The following is a 15,060-nucleotide window of genomic DNA, read 5'->3' as shown; positions in this document are numbered from 1 at the left end:
AGCTTCACTCGAACAGATCAGGATAGCTGGCTTCTGTCTTGGGAAGGGCCCGGAGAATCTCGGTGAGGTGATGGCGCATGGCGATTCCCGCCTGTGCCGCATCTCGCGCATCGATAGCGGCCATGATGCTCCGGTGCTGCTCCACCAGGGCCAACATCACGGCAGTCCCGGGCAAGGTCAGTTGGCAAACCCGGTCCATATGCGCCTTGATATCCCTGATCGCCTCCCAGGCGAGGGGCATGCCGACGCCTTCGGCCAGCTCGACATGGAACAGCTCGTCATAGCGCTGGAAGGATGCGTGGTCGTCCCGCTCGGCTGCCTTGTCCTGCATGTCGAGGAGATCGCTGATGCGCTGGCGGCTCTGTGCGGCGAAGGACTCGCAAGCCTGTTGGACAATGGCAACCTCCACCGCCTCTCGCACGAAGCGGGCCTCCATCATCTTGCGGACCGAGAACTTGACCACGACCGTGCCGCGCTGCGGCTGCACGTCGACGAGCCGCGTCCGGGCGAGCGCGATCAAGGCCTCGCGCACCGGCTGCCGCGACACCCCGTATTTCAATGCGATCTCCTGCTCCGACAGGCGCGTGCCCGGCGGCAATTCGAGCGCGATGATCGCGCGGCGCAGCTCAGCTTCGACACGCCCGGCCGCCGAGGCGCCCGAGGCAAGGGCGGATGACGCCAACGAAAGGCTCAAGTCAAAAACCTCCAGGGCCCGTTGCGTGCCATACCGCAACATACTACCATACAATCACTGTCGCAACCGCAGGGGGCGCGCAGCAAGCTTACGTTCGAGGCACCAGCGAACAAGCCGGGAAACGGCGGGGGCCTTCGAAACCACGGGAGAACGCACCATGACCGCACGCCGCAGTTTCCTTGCCTATACCGCCGCGCTGGCTTTCACGGCCGCCGCCGCGACTTCAGCCCTGGCCCAGAGCGTCACGCTGCGCTCGGCCGACATCCACCCGACCGATTATCCGACCGTCGAGGCCGTCCGCTATCTCGGCAAGCTGCTCGAGGAGCGCACCCAGGGGCGCGTCAAGATCAACGTCTTCCACTCGGCCCAGCTCGGCCAGGAGAAGGACACGATCGACCAGACCCGCTTCGGCGTCATCGATATCAACCGCATCAACATGGCGCCGTTCAACAACCTGATCCCGGCGACCAACATCCCCTCGCTGCCCTTCATCTTCCGCTCGGTCGATCACATGCGGAAGGCGATGGACGGGGCGATCGGCGACAATCTGCTCAAGGAGTTCGAGAAGCACGATTTGATCGGCCTGGCACTCTATGATTCCGGCTCGCGCTCCTTCTACAACTCCAAGCGCCCGATCAACACGCCCGCCGACATGAAGGGCATGAAGATCCGCGTCCAGCAGTCCGACATGTTCGTCGCGCTGGTTTCGGCGCTCGGCGCCAATGCCACGCCAATGCCCTTCGGCGAGGTCTACTCGGCGCTCCAGACCGGCGTCATCGACGGGGCCGAGAACAACTGGCCGTCCTATGAATCGACCCGCCATTTCGAGGTCTCCAAGTTCTACTCGGTGACCGAGCATTCGCTCTCGCCGGAAGCGCTGGTGATGTCGAAGAAGAGCTTCGATAAGTTCAACGCCGCCGACCAGGCGATCATCAAGGCCGCCGCGAAGGAATCGGTCGCCAAGATGCGCGAGCTCTGGGATGCGCGCGAGAAGGCGTCGGAAGCCAAGGTCAAGGCCGGCGGCGCGCAGATCAACACGGTCGACAAGAAGCCCTTCATCGACGCGATGAAGCCGGTCTACGACAAGTTCGTCACCGACCCGAAGCTGAAGGACATGGTCGCCGCCATCCAGGCGGTGAACTGAGCCTCGTCCAGGTGGGGCGGCTTCCGGGCCGCCCCGATTCCTAAAGCCCTCATCCTGAGGAGCGATCGCAGATCGCGTCTCGAAGGATGATCCAGAGACCGCTGGAACCATCCTTCGAGACGCCGCTTCGCGGCTGCTCAGGATGAGGGCTCAGGATGAGAAACCCGCATTCACGGACATCCCATGCGCGCTTTCACCGCCTTCCTGACTCGTATCGACGCCAAGCTCAGCCTGTTCGCGCTGATCGCCGCCGGGGCCGGCCTCGTCCTGATGACCGTGATGGTCGCCTGGGGCGTGTTCGGCCGCTATGTGCTCAACGACACGCCGATCTGGGTCGAGGCCGGATCGCTCTTCCTGATGTCCTGGTTCATCCTGCTCGGCGCCGCCGTGGGCGTGCGCGAGAGCGACCATCTCGGCTTCGAGGTCGGGCTGGTGATGTCGCCGCCGCCCGTGCGGGCCGCGCTGATCGTCATCGGCGAGGCTCTGGTCTGCGCCTTCGGACTGGCGATGCTCGGCTATGGCTGGCAACTCGCCGCCGGCACCTGGGACGACCGCATGCCGATCATCGGCATATCCCGCGGCTGGGACTATGTTCCGATCGCGGCCGGCGGTGCGCTGATCGCGCTGTTCGCGCTGGAAAAGCTTCTGCTCTTCATCACCGGCGAGCAGCAGGCCCCGCTCGGTTTCGTCCATTTCGGCGAAAGCCAGGAGGCCTGAACGATGGAACTCTGGATTCTCTTCGGCGTCTTCTCGGTCCTGCTGCTGATCGGCGTGCCCGTCGCCTTCTGCCTCGGCATCGCCTCGGTCGCGACCGTCGCCTATATGGGCCTGCCGCCGGTCGTCGTCTTCCAGCAGATGAATTCCGGCATGAACGCCTTCGCCATGATGGCGATTCCGTTCTTCATCTATGCCGGCGACCTGATGATCCGCGGCGGCATCGCCGAGCGCCTGATCCAGATGGCGGCGAGCCTCGTCGGGCATCTGCGCGGCGGCCTCGGCCAGGTCAATGTCGTGACCTGCACGCTCTTCGGCGGCATCTCCGGCTCGGCCGTGGCCGACGCTTCCGCCGTCGGCGGCCTGATGATCCCGCAGATGAAGAAGCGCGGCTATGACGCCGACTACGCCGTCAACGTCACGGCGAATGCGGCCATCATCGCGCTCCTGATCCCGCCCTCGCACAACATGATCATCTATTCGCTCTCGGCGGGCGGCAATCTCTCGATCGCTGACCTGTTCACCGCCGGCATCGTGCCGGGCCTCATGCTCTGCGCTGCGCTGATGGTCGCCGCCTGGGCCGTCGCGGTGAAGCGCGGCTATCCCCGGGAGCCCTTCCCCGGCTTCGCCACGGTCGGGCGCTATGTCGTGCTGGCGCTGCCCGGCATCCTGCTGATCGGCATCATCTTCGGCGGCGTCCGCTCGGGCGTCTTCACCGCGACGGAATCCTCCTGCGTCGCCGTCGTCTACGCCATCCTCGTCACCATCCTCGTCTATCGCCAGCTCACCTGGACGGCCTTCGTCGAGGCGACGCTGGGGGCCGTGCGAACCACGGCGATGGTGCTGCTGGTGATCGGCACCGCCGGCGCCTTCGGCTGGCTGATGGCCTTCCTGCAGGTGCCGCAGGCGACGATCGCCGCGATGAAGGCGGTCTCCGACAACCCGATCGTGATCCTGCTGATGATCAACCTGATCCTGCTGGTGCTCGGCACCTTCATGGACATGGCGCCGATGATCATCATCTGCACGCCGATCTTCCTGCCGGTGGTGAAGGCCTTCGGCGTCGACCCGATCCATTTCGGCGTCATCCTGATCCTCAACGCCGGCATCGGCCTCAACACCCCGCCGGTCGGCTCGGTGCAGTTCGTCGCCTGCGCCATCGGCCGCATCTCCATCGGCGAGTCCATGCGCACGATCTGGCCGTTCTACGGCGCCAGCGTCGCCGTGCTCCTGCTCGTCACCTATGTGCCCGGCCTGTCGCTCTGGCTGCCGCGCCTGTTCCACTGAAGGACCGATCATGACCATCGAGATTCGCCAGGTTTCGCACCCCGAGGCCGTCAAGGGCTTCGACACGGCGGAGCTGCGGCGCCACTTCCTGATCGAGACGCTGTTCGCCGCGGGCGAGGTCAAGCTGACCTACAGCCATCTCGATCGCGTCATCGTCGGCGGCGCCATGCCAACGACAGGCACGATCGTGCTGCCGACGCCGAAGGCGGTCGGCACCGACGCCTTCCTGAAGCGCCGTGAGCTCGGCATCGTCAATGTCGGCGGGCCCGGCAAGGTCTCGGTCGGCGGCAAGGATTACGAGCTCGCCAAGCGCGACGCGCTCTACATCGGCAAGGAAGCCGGCGAAGTCTCCTTCGCCAGTGACGATACGTCGAACCCCGCGAAGTTCTACCTGCTCTCGACCCCGGCCCATGCTGTGCATCCGACCAAGGTGATCCGCGAGGCCGACGCCAAGACCCTCGCGCTCGGTGAGCAGGCGACCGCCAACAAGCGCGTCATCCGGCAGTACATCATCCCCGGCGTCTGCGAGACCTGCCAGCTCGTGATGGGCGTGACCACGCTGGAAGAAGGCAGCATCTGGAACACCATGCCGTCGCATGTCCATGACCGGCGCTGCGAGATCTATCTGTATTTCGACGTTCCCGCCGATGCGCGTGTCTTCCACCTGATGGGCGAGCCGCAGGAGACCCGCCACCTCGTCGTCACCAACGAGCAGGCGATCCTCTCGCCCGGCTGGTCGATCCATTCTGGCGTCGGCACGAAGGCCTATTCCTTCATCTGGGGCATGGGCGGCGACAATGTCGACTACACCGACATGGATATGGTCGCGACCGGGGACCTGCGCTGATGTCCTCAGCCTTCGACCTGACCGGCCGCACGGCGATCGTCACCGGGGCCAATACGGGCCTCGGTCAGGCGATCGCGGTCGCGCTCGCCGAGGCCGGCGCCGGCATCGTCGCGGTTGGCCGCTCCAGCATGGCCGAGACGAGAGCGCTGGTCGCGGCGACGGGCAAGCCGTTCCATGAGATCACTGCCGACCTCGCGACGCTGGAGCCGGTCGCACGGGTCGTTGAAGAGGCTGACGCCGCGGCGAAGGCTGACGGCTCGCGGCTCGACATTCTCGTCAACAATGCCGGCATCATCCGCCGTGCCGACGCCATCGACTTCACCGAAGCCGATTGGGACGCGGTGATGGACGTCAACCTGAAGTCGACCTTCTTCCTGACACAGGGCGTGGCGAAGCGCATGCTGGCGGACGGCAAGGGCGGCAAGGTCATCAACATCGCCTCGCTGCTCTCCTTCCAGGGCGGCATCCGCATCCCCTCCTACACCGCGTCGAAAAGCGGGTTGGCCGGTCTGACCCGGCTTCTCGCCTGCGAATGGGCGGGCAAGGGCATCAACGTCAACGCCATCGCGCCGGGCTATTTCGTCACCAACAATACGGAGGCCCTGCGGGCCGACCCGGAGCGCAACGAGGCGATCCTCGCCCGCATTCCGGCCGGGCATTGGGGCAAGCCGCAGGAGATCGGCGGTGCCGCCGTGTTCCTCGCCTCCGATGCTGCCGCCTATGTCCATGGCGTCGTCCTGCCCGTCGACGGCGGCTGGCTCGCGCGCTGAGAAAGAGCACACATGGATCGCAAGAACGAACCCTTCGCCCATGATGCCGACCTCGCCTGGGAGCCGGCCGGCGAAGGCGTGACGCGCAAGATTCTGACCTATCGCGACGAGGTCATGATGGTGCGCGTGCACTTCGAGGCCGGCGCGATCGGCCCGAGCCACAGCCACCCGCATATCCAGTGCTCGCTGGTCGAGAGCGGTGTCTTCGACATCACCATCGCTGGCCACACCGAACGCCTCGTCGCTGGCGACAGCTTCACTGTGCCGCCTGACGCGATCCATGGTGCGGTCAATATCGAAGCCGGCGTGCTCGTCGATGTCTTCACGCCGATGCGCCGGGATTTCCTGCCCGCAATGTCTGCGGGCTAGTGAGACATCTGAAGCGTTATTCGTAGCCCTTCTCGCAGCGCCTCGTAAGGCGCCTGTCCGGCGGACGCGTCACGGGGCCGCGGGGTCAACGTCGTCGGTGTCGGTGGGGCTGGTAGAACTCCTCTTCGTCGGTTCGACGGGAACGCTCGACCGTGCCCTTCTCGCAGAGGACGTCGCGCAGCGGTTGCTTGGCCTGGCCGGCTGCTTCCCGCATGTTAAGGAGATGGCCTACACCTGTTCCGCCTACTGTCTTCGGAGATGCAAGATGCCTCGCTTTCGGGCCGTTGCAGCAATCCTTCTCGCTACGCTCGTTCTGCCGGCGCCTGGTGTGCAGGCGCAGTCCCGCATCAAGGCATTGATCGAGAGATTGCGAGGCGACACGATGCCGGACGGCATCGTCAAGACCAACGGCCGGATCGAGGCGACGCAGGTCGACGTGTCCTCGAAATATGCCGGTCGTCTGGCGGACGTCACGGTGAAGGAAGGGGACGAGGTCACGGCCGGGCAGGTCATCGCCCGCATCGCATCGCCGGAATACGAAGCGCAATTGCGGTCCGCGCAGGCGCAGGTGCTGCGCGCTCGTCAGGCCCTCGCGGAGGCCGAGGCGCTGATCGCCCAGCGCAAGAGCGACCAGATCCTCGCCCGCACCGATGCCGAGCGGGGCAAGGAACTGGTCGCAAAGGGCTATCTCAGCAAGCAGGTCGACGACCAGCGCTCGGCCAAGGCCGATGCGGCCGACGCGGCGCTGCGAGCCGCCCAGGCGCAGCGCGATCAGGCCCAGTTCGCGATCCACGCCTCCGAGGCCGATGCCGAGCAGATCAAGGCGATCCTGGTCGATCTCGTGCTGCTCGCGCCGCGCAGCGGGCGTGTCCAGTATCAGCTTGCCCGGACCGGCGAAGTGGTGGCGGCGGGCACGCGCGTCGTCACGATCCTCGACCTCTCGGACGTCTACATGACGATCTACCTGCCGGCCGCGCAGGCGGGGCAGCTCGCGCTGGGCGACGAGGCGCGCATCATCCTCGATCCCGTTCCGCAATATGTCATCCCGGCGACGGTGAGCTTCGTCGCGGCCGATGCACAGTTCACGCCGAAGGCGGTCGAGACCGCCGAGGAGCGCGAGAAGCTGGTCTTCCGCGCCAAGCTGCAGGTCGATCGCAACCTGCTCGCAAAATATCATCGGCAGGTGAAGACGGGCGTGCGCGGTCTCGGTTTCGTCCGCACCTCTCCGAGCGCGAAATGGCCTGACTCGCTCGCCGTGAAGCTGCCATGACGGAGGCCGGCCCCGCCGCCAGCCTCGCGGGGGTCACGCACCGCTACGGCAAGGTGATCGCCCTCGACGCGCTGACCCTCGACATCCCCGCCGGCCGTATGATCGGGGTGATCGGTCCGGACGGCGTCGGCAAATCGACCTTGCTTGCGCTTGTCGCCGGAGTGCGGGTCATCCAGCAGGGCAGCGTCCATGCGCTTGGCGGCGATCTCGGCATCAAGGCCGAGCGCGAGGCGCGACGCGGGCGCATCGCCTATATGCCGCAGGGGCTCGGCCGCAATCTCTATCCGACGCTCTCAGTCTTCGAGAATATCGACTTCCACGCCCGGCTCTTCGGGCAGGACGCGGCTGAGCGCCGCAGCCGCATCGACGAACTGCTCAAGGCGACGGGTCTCGATCCCTTCGAGGCCAGACCTGCCGCGAAGCTGTCCGGCGGCATGAAGCAGAAGCTCTCGCTCTGCTGTGCGCTGATCCATGATCCCGATCTGCTCGTCCTCGACGAGCCGACGACGGGCGTCGATCCGCTCTCGCGCGGCCAGTTCTGGGACCTGATCGACACGATCCGCGCCCGCCGCCCGGGCATGAGCGTCATTGTCGCCACCGCCTATATGGAGGAGGCCGAGCGCTTCGACTGGCTCGTGGCGATGGATGACGGCAAGGCGATCGCCACCGGCACGCCCGCCGAACTCCGCGAAAAGGCGGGGCAATCGACGCTGGAAGGCGCCTTCGTCGCGCTGCTGCCGGAAGCCAAGCGCGCGCAGCACCGGGAGGTCGTGCTGCGGCCGCGCGTCGTGAGCGACGATGCGACGCCCGCGATCGAGGCGGAGGGTCTGACCCGCAGATTCGGCGATTTCGTTGCCGTCGACCATGTCAGCTTCCGCATCGGTCGTGGCGAGATATTCGGCTTCCTCGGCTCGAATGGCTGCGGCAAGTCGACGACGATGAAGATGCTGACCGGCCTGCTGCCGGCGACCGAGGGCACGGCCAAGCTGTTCGGCCAGCCGCTGGCCGCCGACGACATGGAGACGCGCCGCAATGTCGGCTACATGTCGCAGGCGTTCTCGCTCTACAGCGAGCTGACGGTCCGCCAGAATCTCGTGCTCCATGCCGAGCTCTATCATTTGTCGCCGGCCGAGATTCCCGGCCGGATCGCGGAGCTGCTGACCCGCTTCGATCTGGCCGATGTCGCCGACGAGCGGCCCGAGAGCCTGCCGCTCGGCATCCGCCAGCGCCTGCAGCTCGCGGTCGCCGTCCTGCACAAGCCGGCCATGCTGATCCTCGACGAGCCGACCTCGGGCGTCGATCCGATCGCGCGCGACGCCTTCTGGCGCACGCTGATCGACCTCTCGCGTGACGACGGCGTCACCATCTTCCTCTCGACGCATTTCATGAACGAGGCGGAGCGCTGCGACCGTATCTCCTTCATGCATGCCGGCAAGGTTCTGGCGGTCGGCACCCCGCCGGAGCTGGTGGAAAAACGGGGCGTCGATACGCTCGAAGAGGCCTTCATCGCTTATCTCAAGGAGGCAGCCGGCATTGAGGACGCGCCTCCTGAAACGGCTGCGGTGCCTGTCGCCGCAACCCGGCCGGCGCCCCCGGCCCGCCGCTTCGATCCGCGTCGGCTTTGGGCCTGCACCCGCCGCGAAACCATGGAGCTGCTGCGCGATCCGATCCGGTTGAGCTTCTCTTTCCTCGGGCCGCTCCTGCTGATGCTGGCCTTCGGCTTCGGCATTTCCTTCGACGTCGAGAACCTGAAATTCGCGGCCTTCGACCAGGACAACTCGATGGAGAGCCGGCAATTGGTCGAGGCCTTCTCCAGCTCGCGCTATTTCGACGAGCGGGCGCCGATCCGCTCCGCCGCCGAACTCGACCAGCGCCTGCGCAGCGGTGAAATCCAGCTTGCGATCGAGATCCCGCCCTCCTTCGGCCGCGACATGATGGCAGGTCGCGCACCGGAGCTCTCGGTCTGGCTCGACGGTGCCATGCCGTTCCGGGCCGAGACCACGCGCGGCTATGTCACGGGCCTGGCGACACAATATGCGCAGGGGTTTGCGGCAGCGCAGGCGGCATCGAGCCACGCGCCGGCGCCCGTCACGATCGAGACCCGCTTCCGCTACAATCAGGACTTCAAGAGCGCCAATGCGATGGTGCCGAGCGTGATCATGCTGATGCTGATCCTGATCCCGGCCATCATGTCGGCGATCGGCGTCGTCCGCGAGAAGGAGACCGGCTCGATCGCCAATTTCCGCTCGACGCCGATCAGCCGCTTCGAATTCCTGTTCGGCAAGCAATTGCCCTATATCGCGGTCGCGATGGCGAGCTTCGTCATGCTGGCGCTGATCGCGCTCACCGTCTTCGCGGTTCCGATCAAGGGCCCGGCCTGGGTGCTGGTGCTGGCGACCCTGCTCTATGTCTCGGCCACGACCGGCTTCGGCCAGCTCATTTCCAGCTTCACACGCACGCAGGTCTCGGCCGTCTTCGCGACCGCGATCCTGTCGATCATCCCGGCGGTCAATTTCTCCGGCCTGATGGTGCCGGTCGCTTCGCTCTCGGGTGGCGGCCGGATCATCGGCATGAGCCTGCCGCCGGCCTGGTACCAGCCGGTCAGCGTCGGCGTCTTCACCAAGGGGCTGGGGGCGGCCGAACTCTGGCCCAATCTGGTGATGCTGGGCTTCTTCTTCCTGCTCTTCCTCGTCGTCGCGCAGTTGGCGCTACGCAAGCAGGAGGCTTGAGATGGCCGCGCTCGTCATCCACCTCCAGAACATCCTGCGCCTCGTCGTGAAGGAGCTGCGCAGCCTGCGTGCCGATCCGATCATGCTGGTGCTGGTGGTCTATACCTTCAGCATCGCCGTCTACACGGTCGCGACCGGCGTGAAGCTGGAGGCGCGCGACCTCACCATCGGGATCGTCGACGAGGACCAGTCGGAGTTCTCGCGCTCGCTGCTCGGTGCCTTCGGTCCGCCCCTGTTCAAGGTCTCGAAGCGCATCGCCGCCTCGGAGATCGATGCCGAGATGAATTCCGGCCGGCTCGTCTTCGTGCTCGAGATCCCGCCCAAGTTTCAGGCGGACCTGTTGGCCCGACGGCAGACGGCGCTGCAGCTCAATATCGACGCCACCGCGATGACCCAGGCCGGCAATGGCGCGGTCTATATCCAGCAGATCATCGCGCAGGAGATCGCGAACCGGCAGGCCGGGCGCGAGACCGCGACGGCGTTGCCGATCAATCTCGTTGTGCGGGCGCGTTTCAACCCCAATCTCGACTCCGGCTGGTTCAGCTCGGTGATGCAGGTGCTCAACAACGTCACCCTGCTGACCATCATCCTGACCGGCGCGGCCCTGATCCGGGAGCGCGAGCAGGGCACGGTCGAGCATCTCCTGGTGATGCCGGTCACACCGGTCGAGATCATGCTCGCGAAGATGGTGGCGAACGCCCTGGTCATCCTCGTTGCAGCGGTGGCCTCGCTGGTGCTCGTCGTCGAATGGACGCTCGGCGTGCCGATCGCCGGCTCGCTCCTGCTCTTCGTGCTGGGGACGGCGATCTATGCTTTTGCCGTCGCCGCGCTCGGCATCTTGCTCGGCACGCTGGCGACGACGATGGGGCAGTTCGGTCTGCTCGCGATCCCGGTCTTCGTGGTGACGCAGCTTCTGTCCGGCGCAACGACCCCGATGGAGAGCATGCCGCTCTGGCTGCAATGGATCATGCGGATATTTTCGCCGACGCCGCATTTCGTCGCCTTCTCGCAGGGCGTGCTCTACCGCGGCGCCGGCCTCGACGTGGTCTGGCCCGAGATCGCCAAGATCATCGCGATCGGCGCAGCCTATTTCGCCTTCGCGCTCGCCCGATTCCGGAAAGTGATCTTCGCGTGAGGGCGGTTTTGCCGCGGGAGCGGAAGCGGCCGGTCGATTGTCATCGCCCTGTCGGCTTCCTAGTGTTCCGACCTGACGGGAGGAGGCTCCGCTCGACATGACCGCCCGCGAGAAGACGAACCCCACTCCGAAGGCCGATGCTGACCGCCCCGCGGAACTCAGCCTGCCCTGGTTCTGGCCCGGCATCGCCCGCTGGCTCGTCGCGCAAAGCTAGAGAGACGCCATGACGACGCTGACCTCCTCCGAGTATTTTCGGCTCGCGCTCGGCCGTTGCGAGGCTCTTCCGGCCGTGCGGACCGGGGTGGTGCACCCCGTCAAGGCCAATGTGATCGAGGCGGTGGCCGATGCCGTCAGCGAGCAGCTGATCGCGCCTGTCCTGATCGGCCCGGCCGGCCGCATTCGCGCTGCCGCAGAGGAGGCCGGCATCGACATCTCTCTCTGGGAGATCGTCGATACCGAGCACAGCCACGAAGCCGCGGCGAAGGCCGTCTCGCTGGCCGCCGCGGGCGAACTCGACGCGCTGATGAAAGGTTCGCTCCATTCCGACGAGCTTCTGGGCGCGGTCGTCCGGGCCGATTCCGGATTGCGGACCGAGCGGCGCATCTCGCACGCCTTCGTGATGCATATCGAGAGCTATCCCAAGCCCTTCATCATCACCGACGCTGCGGTCAACATCGCCCCCGATCTCATGACGAAGGCCGATATCGTCCAGAACGCCGTCAATCTCTGGCATGTCGTGCTGAACGGCATCGACGAATTGCCGAAGGTCGCGGTGCTGGCCGCCGTCGAAACCGTCAATCCTCATATGGCGGCAACGCTCGACGCCGCTGCTCTTTCCAAGATGGCCGATCGCGGCCAGATCACCGGCGCCATCGTCGACGGACCGCTTGCCTTCGACAATGCGATCAGCGCCGCGGCGGCGAAGGAGAAAGGCATCACCTCGGCCGTAGCCGGCCATGCCGATATCCTGCTCGTGCCGGAGATCGAGGCCGGCAACATGCTGGCGAAGCAATTGACCTTCCTGAGCGGCGCCGATGCTGCGGGAATCGTGCTCGGCGCACGCGTGCCGATCATCCTGACGAGCCGCGCCGACAATCTGCGCGCGCGCCTGCTCTCCTGTGCGCTGGCCGTTCTCCTGGCGGAAGCGCGCCGCACGGGACGGATCAAGTGATCGACACCGTCCTCGTCCTCAACGCCGGCTCGTCCAGCCTCAAGTTCCAGGTCTTTCGCGTCGGCGATCTCGACGTTCTCGCGCGCGGCAAGGCCGTGCGTCTTGGCGAGCCGGAACCCGTCATGGACGCGAGCCTCGCGGACGGCACCCGGGAGCGTATCGCGCTGCCGCCGGCCTGCGACCATGACACGGCTCTTGCGGCCGTCCTCGCCTTCGTCGACCGCCACGACGATGCCTGGCGGATGAAGGCGGTCGTTCATCGCATCGTCCATGGCGGCGAACGCTTTGTCGATCCGGTCGTGGTCACCCCCGAGGTCTTCGCGGCACTGGAGGCGCTTTCGCCGCTGGCGCCACTGCACCAGCCCCATAACCTGGCCGCGGTGACCGCCGCCCGGCGCCTGATGGGCGACGTGCCGAACATCGCCTGTTTCGATACAGCCTTCCACGCCCGGCACGACCCTCTCACCCATCATTTCGCACTCGAGCAGGGGCTGCGCGACAAGGGCATCCGTCGCTATGGCTTCCATGGCCTGTCCTATCAATGGCTGGAGATGGTGCTGGCCGAGCAGCATCCGCATCTCCATGCGGGCCGTGTCGTCGCGGCCCATCTCGGCAATGGCGCGAGCCTCTGCGCCATCCAGGGCGGGCGCAGCATCGACACGACCATGGGAATGACGGCGCTCGATGGCCTGCCGATGGGCACGCGCTGCGGCGCGCTCGATGCAGGGGCCGTGCTCTACATGTTCCAGAGCCTGGGCATGAACGCGCAGGAGGTCTCGGATGCGCTCTATGAACGCTCGGGTCTGCTGGGATTGTCGGGCCTCTCCAACGACGTCGAGACGCTGCTGAAAAGCGACGACCCGCGCGCCCGCTTCGCGCTCGACCATTTCGCGCTCAAGGTTGCGCAGTTCACGGCATCCATGGCCGCCGCCATCGGCGGGATCGACGCGCTCGTCTTCACAGGCGGCATCGGCGAGCACGCGGCTCCCATACGCGATGCGATCGTCGAACGCCTGCGCTTTCTCGGGACATTCGAGGTCATCGTGATCAAGGCGAACGAAGAGCGCGTTATGGCGCTGCAGGCGCTCGCATGCCTCGCCGCGGAGGGACAGGCGCGATAGCGGTCAGGTCCGTCGCTGCGCTGCTGTATGGGTTGGTTCGAACGACAGCACGAGATGCAGCCCGATGGTGTCTACGAAACTCGGGGCTATTCCGTGTACGTGAAAGGAATCGAACTCGTTCCCGCCGAAGGAGTTATTGGCAGGACTGCGCGCGCGGCCGCCGATCTATCCGTGAGATAACCCTGAGCCGCTGAACTCGATGATCGGAACCGCCCGGCCGGCCGGATTGCACGTGCGCAGTGCATCCGAGGTGATGGCGGTTGCCGGCTTCGGCGATCAAATGTCAAAGCGTTGCAAAGCCCATCGAAATCTCCGTTTCCCGCCGATTGCCGACCGTGCTGGAGGCAGGTCAACCTGAGCGCCGGCCCTCATCACACAAGTGCGATTGACAAGGCGAGTCGAGATATTTCAAACTTAAAATATTCAGATCGCTGAGGGGCGACGTCATGCGGGTCATCATTGTCGGCGGCGGTATCGGCGGGTTGACGCTGGCCTTGATGCTCCATGCCCGTGGCATCGGCGCGACCGTCTACGAGCAGTCCGGCGAGATCCGCGAGGTCGGCGTCGGCATCAATACCTTGCCGCATGCCATTCGCGAATTGGCCGAGCTCGGCCTTTTGCCCGCGCTCGACGAGGCCGGCATCCGCACGCGTGAACTGCACTACATGAATCGCTTCGGGCAGACGGTGTGGAGCGAGCCGCGCGGCCTGCATGCGGGCGCGCCGGTGCCGCAATTCTCGATCCATCGCGGCCGGCTCCAGTGCGTCATTCGCGATGCGGTGGCTGAGCGGCTGGGTCAGGATGCGATCCGCACCGGCCGCCGGCTGCAGGGCTTCATCCAGGACGAGGGCGGTGTCACCGCGCATTTCAGCGATACCCGCTTCGGCGGGGCCGGCGAGACCACGCGCGGCGATATTCTGATCGGCGCCGACGGCATTCACTCGGCCGTCCGTGCTCACTACTTCCCGAACCAGGGATCGCCGCGCTGGCAGGGCGTGCAGATGTGGCGCGGCGCCTGCGACTGGCCCGCCTTCCTCGATGGCGAGAGTATGATCATCGCTGGCGGCATGGCCGGCAAGCTGGTGCTCTATCCGATCGGGCAGGGTGCGACGCCGCAGACGCGCCTCACCAACTGGGTCGTCAATATCCGCACCGGTGACCCCGAAAGGCCGCCGCCGAAGGAGGCCTGGTCGAAAGCCGGGCGGCTCGAGGACGTCCTGCCTTTCGCGCGCCGCTTCAGCGTGCCGGGTGTCGATATCCTCGCGTTGATCCGGGCGACCGGGACCTTCTGGGAATACCCGATGTGCGACCGAGACCCGCTGCCGCGCTGGACCCATGGCCGCGTCACGCTGCTCGGCGATGCCGCCCACCCGATGTATCCGGTCGGCTCCAACGGCGCCTCGCAGGCGATCCTCGACGCACGCTGCCTCGCCGACGGGCTGGCGAAAGCCGAGCATCCGCGCCAGGCGCTGGCGGCCTATGAGGCGCAGCGCCTGCCGGCGACGGCAGAGGTCGTGGCGATGAACCGGGTCGGCGGGCCGGAGCGGGTCATCGATGCGGTGGAGGCGCTGGCCCCGCAGGGCTTCGACGATATCGAGAAGGTGCTCGACCACGCCAGCCGCGAGCAGATCGTCAAGGGCTATGCCGGCAAGGCGGGCTTCTCGGCCGAGCAGTTGGCGGGGCGGAAATAACGCACCAGCGGCGCCGTCATTTCGGAGCGCCGCAAAGCGGTGGCCTCAGAATCCGCGGACAAGACCGCTGCAGTCCCGTCATGGTCGGGCTTGTCCCGACCATCCACGTCTTCGTCGA

The 15,060-nt window shown here is 66.1% G+C and carries 13 protein-coding genes; 12 read left to right on the top strand and 1 reads right to left on the bottom strand.

The genetic code is table 11. From position 1 onward, the window contains the following. Positions 1 to 4 precede the first annotated feature (4 nt). A complete protein-coding gene (locus AC6RIC_RS25285; protein WP_499734421.1) occupies positions 5 to 736 on the bottom strand; it encodes a GntR family transcriptional regulator in 732 nt (243 codons plus the stop codon). Between the two features lie 115 nt (positions 737 to 851). Here AC6RIC_RS25285 and AC6RIC_RS25280 point away from each other — a divergent pair, with 115 nt between their 5' ends. The 12 genes from AC6RIC_RS25280 (at position 852) to AC6RIC_RS25225 (ending at position 14,942) form a co-directional block, all read left to right on the top strand. Next, positions 852 to 1,838, top strand: a complete 987-nt coding sequence (locus AC6RIC_RS25280; RefSeq protein ID WP_499734420.1) for a TRAP transporter substrate-binding protein — start codon at positions 852 to 854, stop codon at positions 1,836 to 1,838. 183 nt (positions 1,839 to 2,021) lie between these two features. Next, positions 2,022 to 2,555 carry a TRAP transporter small permease subunit gene (locus AC6RIC_RS25275; RefSeq protein ID WP_494581727.1) on the top strand — a complete coding sequence of 178 codons (534 nt, stop codon included), beginning with the start codon at positions 2,022 to 2,024 and terminating at the stop codon, positions 2,553 to 2,555. 3 nt (positions 2,556 to 2,558) lie between these two features. Then, positions 2,559 to 3,839, top strand: coding sequence for a TRAP transporter large permease (locus AC6RIC_RS25270; RefSeq protein WP_499734419.1), 1,281 nt, complete (start codon positions 2,559 to 2,561; stop codon positions 3,837 to 3,839). Between the two features lie 10 nt (positions 3,840 to 3,849). Then, positions 3,850 to 4,686 carry a 5-dehydro-4-deoxy-D-glucuronate isomerase gene (kduI, locus tag AC6RIC_RS25265; protein WP_499734418.1) on the top strand — a complete coding sequence of 279 codons (837 nt, stop codon included), beginning with the start codon at positions 3,850 to 3,852 and terminating at the stop codon, positions 4,684 to 4,686. Continuing rightward, a complete protein-coding gene (gene kduD / locus AC6RIC_RS25260; protein ID WP_499734417.1) occupies positions 4,686 to 5,456 on the top strand; it encodes a 2-dehydro-3-deoxy-D-gluconate 5-dehydrogenase KduD in 771 nt (256 codons plus the stop codon). The genes kduI and kduD overlap by 1 nt, the downstream gene beginning before the upstream one ends. A gap of 12 nt (positions 5,457 to 5,468) precedes the next feature. After that, complete coding sequence (locus tag AC6RIC_RS25255) at positions 5,469 to 5,825, top strand: cupin domain-containing protein (RefSeq protein ID WP_499734416.1); 357 nt, start codon at positions 5,469 to 5,471, stop codon at positions 5,823 to 5,825. Between the two features lie 265 nt (positions 5,826 to 6,090). Beyond that, positions 6,091 to 7,095, top strand: a complete 1,005-nt coding sequence (locus tag AC6RIC_RS25250; RefSeq protein ID WP_499734415.1) for an HlyD family secretion protein — start codon at positions 6,091 to 6,093, stop codon at positions 7,093 to 7,095. Continuing rightward, positions 7,092 to 9,824 carry a ribosome-associated ATPase/putative transporter RbbA gene (gene rbbA / locus AC6RIC_RS25245; RefSeq protein WP_499734414.1) on the top strand — a complete coding sequence of 911 codons (2,733 nt, stop codon included), beginning with the start codon at positions 7,092 to 7,094 and terminating at the stop codon, positions 9,822 to 9,824. The genes AC6RIC_RS25250 and rbbA overlap by 4 nt, the downstream gene beginning before the upstream one ends. Before the next feature lies 1 nt (position 9,825). Then, the gene (locus tag AC6RIC_RS25240; protein ID WP_499734413.1) at positions 9,826 to 10,959 is read left to right on the top strand and encodes an ABC transporter permease; all 1,134 of its coding nucleotides are present in this window, start codon (positions 9,826 to 9,828) and stop codon (positions 10,957 to 10,959) included. Positions 10,960 to 11,182: 223 nt separating this feature from the next. Then, positions 11,183 to 12,130, top strand: coding sequence for a bifunctional enoyl-CoA hydratase/phosphate acetyltransferase (locus AC6RIC_RS25235; RefSeq protein WP_454658695.1), 948 nt, complete (start codon positions 11,183 to 11,185; stop codon positions 12,128 to 12,130). Further along, the gene (locus AC6RIC_RS25230; protein WP_499734412.1) at positions 12,127 to 13,251 is read left to right on the top strand and encodes an acetate/propionate family kinase; all 1,125 of its coding nucleotides are present in this window, start codon (positions 12,127 to 12,129) and stop codon (positions 13,249 to 13,251) included. The genes AC6RIC_RS25235 and AC6RIC_RS25230 overlap by 4 nt, the downstream gene beginning before the upstream one ends. 446 nt (positions 13,252 to 13,697) lie before the next feature. Further along, positions 13,698 to 14,942 carry a flavin-dependent oxidoreductase gene (locus tag AC6RIC_RS25225; RefSeq protein ID WP_499734411.1) on the top strand — a complete coding sequence of 415 codons (1,245 nt, stop codon included), beginning with the start codon at positions 13,698 to 13,700 and terminating at the stop codon, positions 14,940 to 14,942. Positions 14,943 to 15,060: the final 118 nt, after the last annotated feature.

The organism is Allobosea sp. TBD101 (genome assembly GCF_059817965.1).
Note: the sequence above shows the minus strand (reverse complement) of the source record. Positions and strands in the feature narration are given on the sequence as shown.

Excerpts from the sequence above, each read along its gene's own strand:
- AC6RIC_RS25285 (WP_499734421.1), bottom strand. The coding sequence starts at position 736 with ATGTTGCGGTATGGCACGCAACGGGCCCTGGAGGTTTTTGACTTGAGC.
- AC6RIC_RS25280 (WP_499734420.1), top strand. The coding sequence starts at position 852 with ATGACCGCACGCCGCAGTTTCCTTGCCTATACCGCCGCGCTGGCTTTC.
- AC6RIC_RS25275 (WP_494581727.1), top strand. The coding sequence starts at position 2,022 with ATGCGCGCTTTCACCGCCTTCCTGACTCGTATCGACGCCAAGCTCAGC.
- AC6RIC_RS25270 (WP_499734419.1), top strand. The coding sequence starts at position 2,559 with ATGGAACTCTGGATTCTCTTCGGCGTCTTCTCGGTCCTGCTGCTGATC.
- kduI (WP_499734418.1), top strand. The coding sequence starts at position 3,850 with ATGACCATCGAGATTCGCCAGGTTTCGCACCCCGAGGCCGTCAAGGGC.
- kduD (WP_499734417.1), top strand. The coding sequence starts at position 4,686 with ATGTCCTCAGCCTTCGACCTGACCGGCCGCACGGCGATCGTCACCGGG.
- AC6RIC_RS25255 (WP_499734416.1), top strand. The coding sequence starts at position 5,469 with ATGGATCGCAAGAACGAACCCTTCGCCCATGATGCCGACCTCGCCTGG.
- AC6RIC_RS25250 (WP_499734415.1), top strand. The coding sequence starts at position 6,091 with ATGCCTCGCTTTCGGGCCGTTGCAGCAATCCTTCTCGCTACGCTCGTT.
- rbbA (WP_499734414.1), top strand. The coding sequence starts at position 7,092 with ATGACGGAGGCCGGCCCCGCCGCCAGCCTCGCGGGGGTCACGCACCGC.
- AC6RIC_RS25240 (WP_499734413.1), top strand. The coding sequence starts at position 9,826 with ATGGCCGCGCTCGTCATCCACCTCCAGAACATCCTGCGCCTCGTCGTG.
- AC6RIC_RS25235 (WP_454658695.1), top strand. The coding sequence starts at position 11,183 with ATGACGACGCTGACCTCCTCCGAGTATTTTCGGCTCGCGCTCGGCCGT.
- AC6RIC_RS25225 (WP_499734411.1), top strand. The coding sequence starts at position 13,698 with ATGCGGGTCATCATTGTCGGCGGCGGTATCGGCGGGTTGACGCTGGCC.